Genomic DNA, 13,474 nt, shown 5'->3' with positions numbered 1-13,474 from the left:
GGCCGTTGGGTTGACAATACGCCTTATTCTAATTGCTTTCGCGGCGCGTTCCGGCGAGGCACACCCAACCTTCGTGTTCACGCCACACGCTGATATCGATCCAGTGCGTGTAGACCCGCGCGACTTCGTCGGCCTGGCGCGCGAGAATGCCCGACAGCGCGATGCGCCCGCCCGGCTTCACCTTCGACGACAGCATCGACGCCATCAGCTTCAGCGGATTGGATAGGATGTTCGCGACCACGACGTCGAACTCGCCGGCCGGGCAGGTATCCGGCAGGCCATAGGTGACGTCGGCGTGATTGCGCTCGCTATTGTGACGCGCCGATTCGACCGCCTGCGGATCGATGTCGATGCCGATCACCGGATCGGCGCCGCACTTCTTCGCGAGAATCGCGAGGATGCCCGAACCGCAGCCGTAGTCGAGCACGGACTGGCCCGCCTTGACCGACTGCTCGATCCACTCCATGCACAGACGCGTCGTGGGGTGGCTGCCGGTGCCGAACGCGAGGCCCGGATCGAGTTCGAGCACGAGCGCGTCGGGCTCCGGCGCATCGTGCCACGACGGCACGACCCAGATGCGCTCGCCGATCGGGATCGGATCGAACTGCGACTGCGTGAGCCGCACCCAATCCTGTTCCTCGACCTCGCGCACGGTATGCGCCGGCGCGGCATCGAGTCCGATTTCATTGGCGGCGGCGGCGAGCAGCAGGGCCGGATCCTGTTCCGGCGCGAGCAGCGCGATCACGCGCGAATGCTGCCACGCCGTGCGATCAGGCGTGAGACCCGGCTCGCCGAACAGCGGCTGCTCATCGGGCGTGTCGGCGTCGGCGTCTTCGACCGACACGGACAGCGCGCCCAATTCGAGCAACGCGTCGGACAACTCGTCCGCGTGCTCCCGCGCCAGTTCGGCAACCAGTTCCCGATAGCTCATGACTTACGCTTCTTCCGCGACCTGCTGACGCGCGGCCAGCCGGTTTTCGAGGTAGTGGATGCTGGTGCCGCCTTCGACGAACTTCGCGTCGAGCATCAGCTCGCGGTGCAGCGGGATGTTGGTGTGAATGCCTTCAACCACCATTTCCGACAGCGCGATGCGCATCCGCTTGATCGCCTGTTCGCGCGTCGCGCCGTAAGCGATCAGCTTGCCGATCATCGAATCGTAATTCGGCGGCACGAAATAACCATTGTAGGCGTGCGAATCGACGCGGATGCCAGGACCGCCGGGCATGTGCCACGACGTCAGGCGTCCCGGCGACGGCGTGAACTTGAACGGATCTTCGGCGTTGATCCGGCATTCGATCGCATGGCCGCGGAACTGGATGTCGCGCTGACGGAACGTGAGCTTCTCGCCGGCCGCGATGCGGATCTGCTCCTGCACGATGTCGACGCCGGTGATCAGTTCGGTCACCGGATGCTCGACCTGCACGCGCGTGTTCATCTCGATGAAGTAGAACTCGCCGTTTTCATACAGGAACTCGAAGGTGCCCGCGCCGAGATAGCCCATCTTCTTGCACGCGTCAGCGCAACGATCGCCGATGCGGTCGATCAGACGCCGCGCGATGCCCGGCGCCGGCGCTTCCTCGATCACCTTCTGGTGACGGCGTTGCATCGAGCAATCGCGCTCGCCGAGCCACACGGCGTTCTTGAACGAGTCGGCCAGCACCTGGATTTCGATGTGCCGCGGGTTCTCGAGGAATTTCTCCATGTAGACCTGCGGGTTGCCGAACGCGCGGCCGGCTTCCTCGCGGGTCATGTTGACCGCGTTGACGAGCGCCGCTTCCGTATGGACCACGCGCATGCCGCGGCCACCGCCGCCGCCCGCGGCCTTGATGATGACCGGATAGCCGACCTGGCGGGCGATCTTCACGATCTCCTTCGGATCGTCCGGCAACGCGCCTTCCGAACCGGGCACGCAAGGCACGCCGGTCTTGATCATGGTCTGCTTGGCCGTGACCTTGTCGCCCATCATGCGGATCGTTTCCGGACGCGGGCCGATGAAGGTGAAGCCGGACTGCTCGACGCGCTCGGCGAAATCGGCGTTTTCCGACAGGAAGCCGTAGCCGGGATGGATCGCTTCGGCGTCGGTGACTTCGGCCGCGCTGATCAGCGCGGGCATGTTCAGATAGCTCAGATTCGACGGCGCGGGGCCGATGCAGACCGCCTCGTCGGCGAGCTTCACGTACTTGGCTTCCTTGTCGGCTTCCGAATAGACGACGACGGTCTTGACACCGAGCTCGCGGCAGGCGCGCTGGATACGAAGCGCGATCTCGCCACGATTGGCAATGAGGATTTTTTCAAACATAGCGGGTTTTCGACTCATCAATGGGCGCCGGGTCGGTCACGACGCCGGCTGCCGCAGAGGATCGGTCGCGCGCCTCGGGAGAACGGCGCGCGGGCGGCGAACAGTGCGTGCCGCGTTAGCCGACCACGAACAGCGGTTGGCCGTACTCGACCGCCTGGCCGTTTTCGACGAGGATTTCCTTGACCACGCCGGACTTGTCCGACTCGATCTCGTTGAGCAGCTTCATCGCTTCGATGATGCAAATGGTCTGGCCTTCCTTGACCGTGTCGCCGACCTGCACGAACGGATCGGCGCCCGGCGACGGTGCGCGGTAGAACGTGCCGACCATCGGCGAAGTCACGACGTGACCCTGCGGCGCGGCGGCGGCCGGCGTGGCAGGAGCGCCCGCGGCGCCCGGCGCCTCGACGGCTGGCGGCGCGGCTTGCTGGAATTGCGGTGCGGCGTAGGAGGCTGACGGTTGAACGTAAACGGGCGGCGCGTTCTTGACGATGCGGACCTTGCCTTCGCCCTCGGTCACTTCGAGTTCCGAAATACCGGACTCGGAGACGAGGTCGATCAGAGTTTTTAGTTTACGTAGATCCATCGGGGTGCCCCTTTTCAATGCGTTGTATGCCGGCGCGTGCGAGCGTGCAGTAGCCGGCTCAAATTGGACGTGTTTGGGTTCAGCCGCGCGACGAGCCGGCCGCGAGCCGGTCGAGCGCGAATTCGAGCGCGTACAGATACCCCTTCCAGCCGAGGCCGCAAATGACGCCCTCAGCCTGATCGGAGAAATATGAGTGATGCCGGAACGATTCCCGTCGATGCACATTCGATAGATGAATCTCGACGAACGGGATGCCGACCCCCGCCAGTGCGTCTCGGATAGCCACGCTCGTCTGCGTGTAGGCGGCGGGATTGATCAGGATGAAATCGGTTTTTTCGGCGCGGGCCGCCTGGATACGGTCGACCAGCGCGCCTTCGTGATTGCTCTGGAAAGACGCGAGCTCGACGCCTGCATCGGCTGCGCGGTCCGCTAGCGCCTGATCGATCTGCGGCAGGGTCACGCGACCGTAGACCTCGGGTTCCCGGGAGCCGAGAAGGTTGAGGTTGGGTCCGTGCAGTACCAGCAGTCGCGTCATGGTCGCTTCTTTTTCCGTGGAATTGCGCGCACTTTAGCGCTGATTAGAGAAACTTGTCTAGTTTCACGCGCGTACCCGGCCACGGCCGCGGCGGGCTGCGGCGCGGCCGAGGGTCGAACTTCACTCAAATTCGGGAATCATCCGCGTATTTTTGCTCGTTCTGCGCGGAATTGCATGCCAAAAAACGCGGCGTGAGAAATCGGGGAATTTACAGCGTGTCGAGCGTCCGGCGCAGCGCCGCGGCGTCGATCTGGCCTAATTTGGTCGAGCGGACGTTGCCTTTTGCGTCGATCACGACGGTAAACGGCAAGCCGCCCGCATTGTTGCCGAACGCCCGAGCGAGGTCCGCGCCGCCAAAGCCGGTTACGTAGATGGGGTACGCGACCTTGACCTTCTGCAGGAAGGTCTGGATGTTCTTTTCCGAGTCGACGCCGAGGCCGACGAACTGAATGCCTTTCTGCGCGTACTCGCGCTGGATCTGCGACAGCGCCGGCATTTCTTCGACGCACGGACCGCACCATGAGGCCCAGAAGTTCACGACGATCGGGTGGCCCTTGAGCAGGCTCAGCGACTGGGGCTTGCCGTCGATGTTCGTGACGGGTGTGGTCCACAGCTGCTGGACGGGGCTCGCATGCGCGTCGGACTGTGACCCGGCCTGCGCCGCATTCGCGACGTCCGCACCGCGATTGAGCCAGTGATTGGCCAGCACGCCGCCGCCGGCGGCAGCCAGCGCGACGACCGCGCCCACCAGCATACGTCTCGTGTTCATCGTGCTCCGTTCCGTCTGATCAATTGGTGAAGGACGGCACTTCGTCGCCGTCGAGCAGCGCCTGGACCGCCTGCAGATTCGCCCGCGCCGTGCGGCCGCGCGCGTCGGCGCGCACCGCGCCGCGCAGGTCGTCGGTTTCGTACAGCGCGACGTGGATGCCGACCGGCTCGGCGGCGCGCTCGTCCGCGGGGCGCCACAGGAAGCTCAGCGTTTCCACATAGCCGCGGCCCGCAAAATGGCGCGTTTCGGACACGTCATACTGGAGGTTTGCATTGAGCATGTAGATCGCGACTTCCTTCGGGTTGTCGCAAAAGACCTGGAGATGGATATCCGAATGCTCGCCGGCCGTGCCGCCCAGCACCGCGCCCGTCAGGTAGGGATTGAACGGCGCGAGCCGCCTCATCCAGTCGACCGCGATCATGCGCAGCCGTCGCAGCAGCGCCGGCTGACTGTCGCCCTGGAACAGCGACTGATATTCACGGATTTCCTGTTCGATCTGATCGTTGTCCGGCAGCCATTCGCCGGCAACCCGGGTCTCGCCGACGACCTGCCGGGCCGCCTTGCGCTTCGCGCTGGCGTAATCCAGACCGTCTTCGGCAATCAGGCGTGCCGCCGCGATCGCGATTTCCTCGCGCACGCGCTGCGGATCGAAATGTGATTTGCGGACCATCCTCGCATGATACTCGATCGCCCCTGGCGACGCGGCCAGGCGGCCCGCGCGGGGCGCCGCCGGGCATGGCCGGCAGGGGCAGCGCGCGCCGCGTCGGTTACAATAGGCGTCCTTTGCAGACGGTCATTCCGGCCGTCCTGCGCCACTCCATTTCCCGCAAAAAGACCCCCGCGGCACGACAGGCTTATGCATATCCACATCCTCGGCATCTGCGGCACCTTCATGGGCGGTCTCGCGGTGCTCGCGCGCAATGCGGGCCACACCGTGACCGGCTGCGACGCCGGCGTCTATCCGCCGATGAGCACACAGCTCGAGGCGCAAGGCATCCGTCTGATCGAGGGTTACGACGCCGACCAACTGAACGGCCTGCGCGCGGATCTGTTCGTGATCGGCAACGTGGTCACGCGCGGCAACCCGCTGATGGAAGCGATTCTCGACCGCGGCCTGCCGTACGTGTCCGGTCCGCAGTGGCTCGGCGAGCACGTGCTGAACGGCAAATGGGTGCTCGCCGTGGCCGGCACGCACGGCAAGACCACCACGAGCTCGATGCTGACCTGGCTGCTCGAGGACGCGGGCCTGAACCCGGGCTTCCTGATCGGCGGCGTGCCGCTCAATTTCGGCGTGTCGGCGCGGCTCACCGATTCGAGCTTTTTCGTGATCGAAGCCGACGAATACGACACCGCGTTTTTCGACAAGCGCTCGAAGTTCGTCCATTACCGCCCGAAAACGGCGGTGCTGAACAATCTCGAATTCGATCACGCCGACATCTTCCCCGATCTCGCCGCGATCGAAACGCAGTTTCATCACCTGATCCGCACCGTGCCGCGGCTCGGCCGCGTCGTCACGAACGGCCGCGAGGACGCGCTCGAGCGCGTGCTGACGCGCGGTTGCTGGAGCGAGGTCGAGCGCTTCGGCGTGCAGGGCGGCTGGGAGGTTCAACCGGCGGAACAGGGCGTGCCCGTCGACGAACGCTTCGCCGTGTACCACAACGGCGAGCGAGTCGGCGTGGTCGACTGGCAGGTGCAGGGCGAGCATAACCGCATGAACGCGCTCGCCGCGATCGCCGCCGCGCGCCACGTCGGGGTGCCGCCCGCGCAAGCCGCGAAGTCGCTGTCAGGCTTTCGCAACGTGAAGCGCCGCATGGAAGTGCGCGGCAGCGTCGACGGCGTGACCGTCTACGACGACTTCGCGCATCACCCCACCGCGATCGGGACGACGGTGGCCGGGCTGCGCGCGCGCGTCGGCCGCGACAACACGCGGATTCTCGCCGTGCTCGAACCGCGCTCGAACACGATGAAGCTCGGCGTCATGAAAGCGCAGCTGCCGGCGAGCCTCGCCGACGCCGACCTCGTGTTCGGCTACGGCGCGCCGAGCGGGCGCGACGCGCTCGGCTGGAATCTCCGCGAAGCGCTCGCGCCGCTCGACGGCAAGGCGCAGGCGTTCGACAACCTCGACGCGCTCGTGAAGGCGGTGGTCCACGCGGCGCGCCCCGGCGATCAGATTCTGGTGATGAGCAACGGCGGCTTCGGCGGCGTGCATCAGAAGCTGCTCGACGCTCTTTCGACGCGAGGCGCGGCGTGATTCTCTATCTGCACGGTTTCCGCTCGTCGCCGAATTCGTTCAAGGCGCGCCTGCTGGCGGCACGTCTCGCCGAACTGGGCCGCGCCGACGAGTGGTGCTGCCCGATGCTTCCGGTGTCGCCGTTCGAAACCGTGGCGCTCGCCGAATCGCTGGTGACGAGGGCACGCGCGAAAGGCGCCGCGGGGCAGGTGACGCTGATCGGCAGTTCGCTCGGCGGCTACTTCGCCACGCATCTGGCCGAGAAGCACGGTTGGCCGGCCGTGCTGCTGAACCCGGCGGTGGTGCCGCAGCGCGACCTGAGCGCCTATCTCGGCGAGCAGCCGTTATGGCACGGCGGCGGCAGCATCGTCGTCGAGCCCCGTCATCTGGACGAATTGCGCGCGCTTGGTGTCGCGTCGATCACGCGGCCCGAACGCTATTATTTGATGGCAGCCACCGGCGACGAAGTGCTCGACTACCGCGAAATGCTCGCGCACTATCCGGGCGCGCGCACGACGCTGATCGAAGGCAGCGACCATGCGATCAGCGAGTTCGCGCAGTATCTCGACGACGTGCTGGCCTTTTGCGACGCCGCCCACGTCGAGCCGCCGGCGCCGCGCGCGGCGGCTTGACGGTGCGCGAACGCGGCCGCGCCGATCCCTGCAACGACGTCAGACAGCAAGACACATCGACGGTCACCGCTGGTCGCAAGATTCAACCCGCTGGCACGCGCAGTGCGCGCCGCGGATCCATTATCACGAACAGCTTGCCGTGCCGCGCAGGCAGTGATCGATCGCTAGAGAGCGTCGGGCGCGCCGGCAGATGCAAGTCAGAACGAGAGTATTGAGTGAACGTTTTCTTCGAGGAATCGGGTAGTTTCAAGGCCGGCAGCGTGCTGTCGCGTCAGGGCGACGCGTTTCAGGTCGAGTTGCCGGGCGGCCGGCGCGCGAAGGTGCGCGCGAAGGATGTGCTGATCGAGTTCGACAAGCCCACCGCGGCCGAACTGATGCAGCAGGCCGACGCATTGGCGCAAGAGATCGATCTCGACTTCCTGTGGGAGTGCGCGCCGGACGATGAATTCCCATTCGCGACGCTGGGCGCCGAGTACTTCGGCGCGAGCTTCGGCGCGACCGAGCGTGCGGCGCTGGTGCTGCGCATGCACGGCTCGCCGGTGTACTTCCGCCGCAAGGGCCGCGGCATGTACCAGCGCGCGCCGCAAGAGCAGCTGAAGATGGCGCTCGCGGGCCTCGAGCGCAAGCGTCAGCAGGCGCTCGTGCAGGCGCAGTACGAGGAAGAGCTGAAGGCAGGCCGTCTGCCGGAAGCGTTCGCCGGCGGCAAGGCCCTCGCGCTGCTGACGAAGCCCGACAAGAACACCATCGAATACAAGGCGCTCGAGGGCGCCGCGGCCGCGCGCGGCATCTCGCAGGCGCGGCTGATGCTCGAATGCGGCGCGATCGCGTCGCCGCGCGCGCTGCACGAGGCGAAATTCCTCTCGGAGTTCTTCCCGCACGGCACCGGCTTCCCGCCCGTCGCGGCCGCGAACGTGCCCGACGATTTGCCGCAGGCCGCCATCGAAGCATTCTCGATCGACGACGTCACCACGACCGAAATCGACGACGCGTTCTCGGTCGAGCACCTGGCCGACGGCCGCGTGCGTATCGGCGTGCACATCGCCGCGCCGGCGCTCGGCATCGAGCGCGGCGACGAGGTCGATGCAATCGCGCGCGCGCGTTTGTCGACGGTCTATATGCCCGGCGACAAGATCACGATGTTGCCCGACAGCGTCGTCGAAACCTTCACGCTCGCCGAAGGCGGGTATCGACCGGCGCTGTCGCTGTACGTGATCGTCAATCGCGACACGCAGGAGATCGTCGCGAGCGAAACGCGCGCCGAGCGCGTGTTCGTGAAGAACAACCTGCGCCACAACACGCTCGACGGAATCGTCACCGAAGAAGCGCTTGCCGAAGGCACCGGCGAGTATCCGCACAAGGACGATATCGCCGTGCTGTGGCCGTTCGCGCAGGCGCTGTTCGAAAAGCGCCAGACCGCGCGCGCCGGCTACGGCCTGCGCCGCGAAGTGCAGCGCAATTCCGACTTCAATTTCTACGTCGACGGCGAGCACATCACGATCACGCCGCGCCGGCGCGGCTCGCCGCTCGACACGATCGTCGCGGAACTGGCGATTCTCGCGAACTCGTCGTGGGGCGCGTTCCTGCACGACCACGGCGTGCCGGGCATCTATCGCACGCAGCGCGCGTTCGGCGCGCCGAGCGGCCCGAAGCGCACGCGCATGCAGACCAACGCCGCGCCGCACGAAGGGCTCGGCGTTCCGCAGTACGCGTGGAGCACGTCGCCGCTGCGTCGCTACGTCGACCTCGTGAATCAGTGGCAACTGATCGCGTGCGTGCAGCATGGCGTGACCGCCAAGCTCGCCGCGCCGTTCAAGCCGAAGGACGCCGATCTGTTCGCGGTCGTGCAAGGCTTCGACGACACCTACACCGCATACGCCGACTACCAGCGTCGCATGGAGTACTTCTGGTGTCTGCGCTGGCTCACGCAGGAAAACCGCAAGCAGGTGGTCGCGTCGGTGGTGAAGGGCGATCTGGTGCGTCTCGAGGAAATTCCATTGCTGCTGCACGTGCCCGGCCTCGGCGTGCACGCGCGCGGCACGCGTTTGCAGATGGAAGTGATGTCGATCGATGAGCTGACGATCGAAGCCTCGGTGCGTCTGTTGCACGTACTCGATGCGCCGACCGTGACGAGCGGCGCCGAAGCCGAAGAAGGCGAGGACGAGGGCGACGAAGCGCTGCTCGACGCATCGGATGACAGCGCCGAAAGCGAAGCGGAAGCCCAAGCCGAAGCCGACGGCTCCCATCCCAACGACACCCCCAGCGCTGAAGAATCCGCGCCGAGCGGCGACGGCAACGACGCCGCGAACCCCGCCGACAACGACCAACACATCACGGAGCCGGGACGATGAGCGGCAACCGGACGCGCGACCGCTACGCAGTCGTCGGCAACCCAGTCGGGCATAGCAAATCGCCGTTCATTCACGGCCGTTTCGCCGCGCAAACCGGCGAGCCGGTCGACTATGGTCATCTGCTCGCGCCCGTCGACGCGTTCGTGCCGCACGTGCGTGCGTTCATCGAAGCGGGCGGGCGCGGCCTGAACGTGACAGTGCCGTTCAAGCTCGACGCGCACGCGTTCGCGAACACGCTGTCGCCGCGCGCCGCGGCGGCCGGCGCGGTGAACACGCTGCGTGTCGACGCTGACGGCGTCTACGGCGACAACACGGATGGCTTCGGCCTCGTGCGCGATATCGAGGTGAATCTCGGCGTGCCGCTGAAAGCCGCGCGCATCCTGCTGCTCGGCGCGGGCGGCGCCGCGCGTGGTGTCGTGTTGCCAATGCTCGAGCGGGCGCCGCATACGCTGACGATCGTCAATCGCACGGCGCAGAAGGCCGAGGCGCTGGTCGACCAGTTCGCGCAGGCCGCGCGCGACGCGCACTGCCGTCTGACGGGCGGCAACGCCCACGCGATCGAAGCGGGCCAGTACGACGTGATCGTCAACGCGACTGCAGGCAGTCTCGACGCCTCGTTGCCCGAGTGCGACGACCGCGCATTCGGCAGCGGCACGCTCGCTTACGACATGATGTACGGCGCGCATCCGACCGTCTTCATGCAGCACGCGGCGAAGCTCGGCGCGCGCGGCGCCGACGGCCTCGGCATGCTGGTCGAGCAAGCCGCCGAATCGTTCCATGTGTGGCGCGGCGTGCGTCCCGACGGCGCGCCGGTGCTCGCCGAATTGCGCGCGCTGCTGAGCGCGCCGTCGCTCGCGTAACGGCAGCGCGCGGACAGCACGCACCATGACAGCGACGCGGCGCGCCAGCGGTTCGCGCGGCCAGGCCGGCCCGCTGCGCTGGCTCGCCTGGCTGATCGCGGTCGTGGCCATCGCCTGGTTCGCGACGCAGGCGTACTACTTCGCGCAGATCGCAGTCTGGAACCTCGTCAATCCGCGCTCGACCGCGTTCATGCGCTCGGACGCGTGGCGTCTGTCGCAGGACCGGCCGGACCTGTCGGTGCAGCGCACGTGGGTGCCGTACGACCAGATTTCGCGCAATCTGAAGCGCGCGATCATCGCGTCCGAGGACGCGAACTTCGTCAACAACAAGGGCTATGAAACCGACGCGATCCTGCAGGCATGGGAGCGCAACAAGGCGCAGGGCCGGATCGTGCGCGGCGGCTCGACGATCTCGCAGCAGCTTGCGCGCAACCTGTTTCTGTCGCGTGAGAAAAGCTATATCCGCAAGGGCCAGGAGCTGATCATTACGTGGATGCTCGAAACGCTGATGGACAAGCAGCGCATCTTCGAGATTTATCTGAACTCGGTCGAATGGGGCAACGGCGTGTACGGTGCCGAGGCGGCCGCGCAGTACTACTTCAAGACGTCGGCGAGCAAGCTCACGGCCGCGCAGTCGGCGCGGCTCGCGGTGATGCTGCCGCGCCCCAGATATTTCGATGAACACCGGAATTCGGCGTATCTCGCGCAACGCGCGCGGGTGATCGCGCGGCGTATGGGAGCGGCCGAATTGCCGGATTGAACTGAGTCCTCGATACCGTTGGCCCGTTCCGAAGCCCGCCTTCCGCGGGCTTTTTTGCGTCGCTAAAATCTCAATATCTGGACTCAACATTCACATATTGGTGATTCTGGAAAGTCGCCCTACAATCCAGACCAACATGCATCGCGAGTCGGCGCGCCAGCGCGCCGACACCGCGACCGCGACAGAAAAAACCGGAGACGAGACCAACCATGTCTGGCAGCCAATCAGAGCAGCCGCGCGAACGCGGCGCCGCACGCTTTCGCGCGCTGTTATCCGACCCCGCGCGCTAAGCGCAGAAACCATCCGAAAGCGAATCGCCATGAACAAAGCGATGCCCACTCACGCCGCCAGCGCGGCCGAGGCCGCGCCGGGGTCGAACAGCGCCTCGAATTCCGTGCTGAACTCCGCGCCGCGCGACGCTTCAGCCGTCACCGCCAATGTCGCCGCGAGTGCGTCCGCTACCGCGAGGGCGTCGCGCCCGGTGGCGAGCGCCGACGGACTCGGGCTGCCGGTCACGCTGCGAGACGTCACGCCCCAGCAGGCCGGCACGCAGACGCTGTTGCGCGGCCTCGCGATTCTCGAGGCGGCCGCAGCCGGCGTGCGGGATCTGCGCAGCTTCGGCGCCGCGCTCGGCACGACGCGCAGCACCACGCACCGGCTCGTCAGCAGCCTCGTGCAGGCGCGCTATCTGCGCCAGGTGCAGGGCGGCTATCTGCTCGGGCCGAAGCTGATCGAGCTCGGCACGATCGCGCTCGAACAGATGCCGCTCACGGCGGTCGCGCGTCCCCATCTGGAGTCGCTTGCCGAGCAGACGCTCGACACCATTCACCTCGGCGTGCGCGACGGCGACGACGTGCTGTACATCGACAAGATCCCCGGCACGCGCGGCCTCGAAATGCGCTCGCGCGTCGGCCATCGGATGCCGCTCGCGTCGACCGGCATCGGCAAGGCGATGATGCTCGACCTCGCGCCGGACGCGTGGCAGTCGCTGTTCGACGCGTCGCGCCGCGCACTCGCGGGTGTGAGCTTCACGCCGGACAACCGCCCCGACGCGCCGACCTTCCTGCAGCGCATGACCAGCTACGCGGCCGGCGGCTACACGTTCGACCTCGAGGAAAACGAAGCGGCGATCCGCTGCGTCGCGGCGCCGGTGCGCGACGCGTCGGGCGCGATCGTCGCGGCGCTGTCGGTGGCGAGCACGATTCCCTATATGTCGCTCGAACGGATGGACGAACTGATTCCGGTCGTGCAGCGCGAGGCGCGCGCGATTTCGGAAGAACTCGGTTGGCGCGCACCGCAACCGGCCACGCGCAGGATCAAGCGATGAAACAAGCGGGCACCGCCACGCTGGCGAACCACCAGGCGCCCACCGCGCCCGACACGGGCGTGAAGCCGGAGGCGGCCGACGACACGGATATCGCCGCCGTCGATTTCACGCATGCCGCGCTGATCGCGCTCGACTGGGGCACCACGTCGCTGCGCGCCTATCTGTTCGACGCGCACGGTCGCGTGTTGGCGACGCGCGCATCGACGGCCGGCATCATGAATCTGCCGCGTAGCGCGGCCGACGGCGGTTTCGACGCCGCGTTCGACGACGCCTGCGGCGCATGGCTCGAACACGCGCGCGGCGTGCCGGTGATTGCGGCGGGGATGGTCGGCAGCGCGCAGGGCTGGCTCGAAGCGCCGTATGTCGATACGCCCGCGAACGCCGATGCGCTGGTGGCCGGTATCGTGCGCGTGCAGACCGCGAGCGGCGCGACGCTGAACATCGTGCCGGGCGTGTTGCAGCGGGGCGAGTTGCCGAACGTGATGCGCGGCGAGGAAACGCAGATTTTCGGCGCGCTCGGCGCGGACGCGAGTGGCAGCCAAAACACCCACTCCGTGGACGGCAATGCCCGCTCGCTGATCGGCTTGCCCGGCACGCATGCGAAATGGGCGGTCGTGCTGGCAGGGCGCATCGAGCGTTTTCACACGTTCATGACCGGCGAGGTGTTCGCCGCGCTGCGCGAGCACACCATTCTCGGCCGCACCATGGTCACGCCCGATCGTCCGGATACCGAGGCATTTTTGCGGGGCGTGAACATCGCGCGCCAGAAGGGCCAGGCAGGCGTGCTCGCGACCGTGTTCAGCACGCGCACGCTCGGCTTGACCGGCGAGCTGTCGAGCGAGGCGCAGCCCGACTATCTGTCGGGCCTGTTGATCGGGCACGAACTCGCTGGCCTCGAAGCGGTACTCGCGCAGCAAGGCAGCTCGCTCGCGCAGCAGAGTCTGCGGCTGATCGGCAACGACGTGCTGTGCGAGCGCTACCGCCTCGCGCTCGCGCAATTCGGCTGTCTGCGCGCGGAGCCGGTCAAACACGCGACCGAGCGCGGCCTGTGGCGCGTCGCCGTCGAAGCGGGGCTCGTGCGGCCGTCCGCCCAGCCGGCGCACGCACGCTGAGCGGCGTCGGCGGCCTCTC

Annotated in this window: 13 protein-coding genes; 7 read left to right on the top strand and 6 right to left on the bottom strand. The window is 66.7% G+C overall.

From position 1 onward, the window contains the following. Window positions 1–28: 28 nt before the first annotated feature. The 6 genes from prmA to BJG93_RS14050 form a co-directional block, all read right to left on the bottom strand. Window positions 29–931: a 50S ribosomal protein L11 methyltransferase gene (gene prmA / locus BJG93_RS14075; RefSeq protein ID WP_027198883.1), complete on the bottom strand. Its 903-nt coding sequence runs from the start codon at window positions 929–931 to the stop codon at window positions 29–31. A 3-nt stretch (window positions 932–934) separates the two neighbouring features. Further along, window positions 935–2,299 (bottom strand): acetyl-CoA carboxylase biotin carboxylase subunit, encoded by a 1,365-nt coding sequence (accC, locus tag BJG93_RS14070; RefSeq protein ID WP_027198882.1) that lies wholly within the window; start codon window positions 2,297–2,299, stop codon window positions 935–937. Window positions 2,300–2,414: 115 nt separating this feature from the next. After that, window positions 2,415–2,882: an acetyl-CoA carboxylase biotin carboxyl carrier protein gene (accB, locus tag BJG93_RS14065; RefSeq protein ID WP_027198881.1), complete on the bottom strand. Its 468-nt coding sequence runs from the start codon at window positions 2,880–2,882 to the stop codon at window positions 2,415–2,417. Between the two features lie 79 nt (window positions 2,883–2,961). Then, complete coding sequence (gene aroQ, locus BJG93_RS14060) at window positions 2,962–3,417, bottom strand: type II 3-dehydroquinate dehydratase (RefSeq protein ID WP_027198880.1); 456 nt, start codon at window positions 3,415–3,417, stop codon at window positions 2,962–2,964. Window positions 3,418–3,625: 208 nt separating this feature from the next. Continuing rightward, window positions 3,626–4,186 (bottom strand): TlpA family protein disulfide reductase, encoded by a 561-nt coding sequence (locus tag BJG93_RS14055; protein WP_027198879.1) that lies wholly within the window; start codon window positions 4,184–4,186, stop codon window positions 3,626–3,628. 19 nt (window positions 4,187–4,205) lie between these two features. Further along, window positions 4,206–4,856 carry a hypothetical protein gene (locus BJG93_RS14050; protein WP_027198878.1) on the bottom strand — a complete coding sequence of 217 codons (651 nt, stop codon included), beginning with the start codon at window positions 4,854–4,856 and terminating at the stop codon, window positions 4,206–4,208. Between the two features lie 186 nt (window positions 4,857–5,042). Between BJG93_RS14050 and mpl the strand changes: the two genes are divergently transcribed. The 7 genes from mpl (at window position 5,043) to BJG93_RS14015 (ending at window position 13,455) form a co-directional block, all read left to right on the top strand. Continuing rightward, a complete protein-coding gene (mpl, locus tag BJG93_RS14045; protein WP_027198877.1) occupies window positions 5,043–6,437 on the top strand; it encodes a UDP-N-acetylmuramate:L-alanyl-gamma-D-glutamyl-meso-diaminopimelate ligase in 1,395 nt (464 codons plus the stop codon). Next, the gene (locus BJG93_RS14040) at window positions 6,434–7,048 is read left to right on the top strand and encodes a YqiA/YcfP family alpha/beta fold hydrolase (protein ID WP_027198876.1); all 615 of its coding nucleotides are present in this window, start codon (window positions 6,434–6,436) and stop codon (window positions 7,046–7,048) included. Before mpl ends, BJG93_RS14040 begins: the two co-directional genes overlap by 4 nt. A gap of 215 nt (window positions 7,049–7,263) precedes the next feature. Then, window positions 7,264–9,396 carry a ribonuclease catalytic domain-containing protein gene (locus BJG93_RS14035; protein WP_027198875.1) on the top strand — a complete coding sequence of 711 codons (2,133 nt, stop codon included), beginning with the start codon at window positions 7,264–7,266 and terminating at the stop codon, window positions 9,394–9,396. Continuing rightward, the gene (gene aroE / locus BJG93_RS14030) at window positions 9,393–10,256 is read left to right on the top strand and encodes a shikimate dehydrogenase (RefSeq protein ID WP_027198874.1); all 864 of its coding nucleotides are present in this window, start codon (window positions 9,393–9,395) and stop codon (window positions 10,254–10,256) included. The genes BJG93_RS14035 and aroE overlap by 4 nt, the downstream gene beginning before the upstream one ends. 25 nt (window positions 10,257–10,281) lie before the next feature. Further along, complete coding sequence (gene mtgA / locus BJG93_RS14025; protein ID WP_027198873.1) at window positions 10,282–11,016, top strand: monofunctional biosynthetic peptidoglycan transglycosylase; 735 nt, start codon at window positions 10,282–10,284, stop codon at window positions 11,014–11,016. Window positions 11,017–11,335: 319 nt separating this feature from the next. After that, window positions 11,336–12,343, top strand: a complete 1,008-nt coding sequence (locus tag BJG93_RS14020; RefSeq protein ID WP_027198872.1) for an IclR family transcriptional regulator — start codon at window positions 11,336–11,338, stop codon at window positions 12,341–12,343. Beyond that, window positions 12,340–13,455 (top strand): 2-dehydro-3-deoxygalactonokinase, encoded by a 1,116-nt coding sequence (locus BJG93_RS14015; RefSeq protein ID WP_027198871.1) that lies wholly within the window; start codon window positions 12,340–12,342, stop codon window positions 13,453–13,455. The genes BJG93_RS14020 and BJG93_RS14015 overlap by 4 nt, the downstream gene beginning before the upstream one ends. The last annotated feature ends 19 nt before the right edge of the window (window positions 13,456–13,474 follow it).

It is taken from the genome of Paraburkholderia sprentiae WSM5005, assembly GCF_001865575.2.
GTDB lineage: Bacteria > Pseudomonadota > Gammaproteobacteria > Burkholderiales > Burkholderiaceae > Paraburkholderia > Paraburkholderia sprentiae.
This window is presented reverse-complemented; position numbering and strand designations above follow the sequence as displayed.

Coding starts and splice junctions, on each gene's coding strand:
- accC (WP_027198882.1), bottom strand. CDS start 2,299: ATGTTTGAAAAAATCCTCATTGCCAATCGTGGCGAGATCGCGCTTCGT.
- aroQ (WP_027198880.1), bottom strand. CDS start 3,417: ATGACGCGACTGCTGGTACTGCACGGACCCAACCTCAACCTTCTCGGC.
- prmA (WP_027198883.1), bottom strand. CDS start 931: ATGAGCTATCGGGAACTGGTTGCCGAACTGGCGCGGGAGCACGCGGAC.
- mpl (WP_027198877.1), top strand. CDS start 5,043: ATGCATATCCACATCCTCGGCATCTGCGGCACCTTCATGGGCGGTCTC.
- BJG93_RS14015 (WP_027198871.1), top strand. CDS start 12,340: ATGAAACAAGCGGGCACCGCCACGCTGGCGAACCACCAGGCGCCCACC.
- BJG93_RS14055 (WP_027198879.1), bottom strand. CDS start 4,186: ATGAACACGAGACGTATGCTGGTGGGCGCGGTCGTCGCGCTGGCTGCC.
- accB (WP_027198881.1), bottom strand. CDS start 2,882: ATGGATCTACGTAAACTAAAAACTCTGATCGACCTCGTCTCCGAGTCC.
- aroE (WP_027198874.1), top strand. CDS start 9,393: ATGAGCGGCAACCGGACGCGCGACCGCTACGCAGTCGTCGGCAACCCA.
- BJG93_RS14050 (WP_027198878.1), bottom strand. CDS start 4,856: ATGGTCCGCAAATCACATTTCGATCCGCAGCGCGTGCGCGAGGAAATC.
- BJG93_RS14020 (WP_027198872.1), top strand. CDS start 11,336: ATGAACAAAGCGATGCCCACTCACGCCGCCAGCGCGGCCGAGGCCGCG.
- mtgA (WP_027198873.1), top strand. CDS start 10,282: ATGACAGCGACGCGGCGCGCCAGCGGTTCGCGCGGCCAGGCCGGCCCG.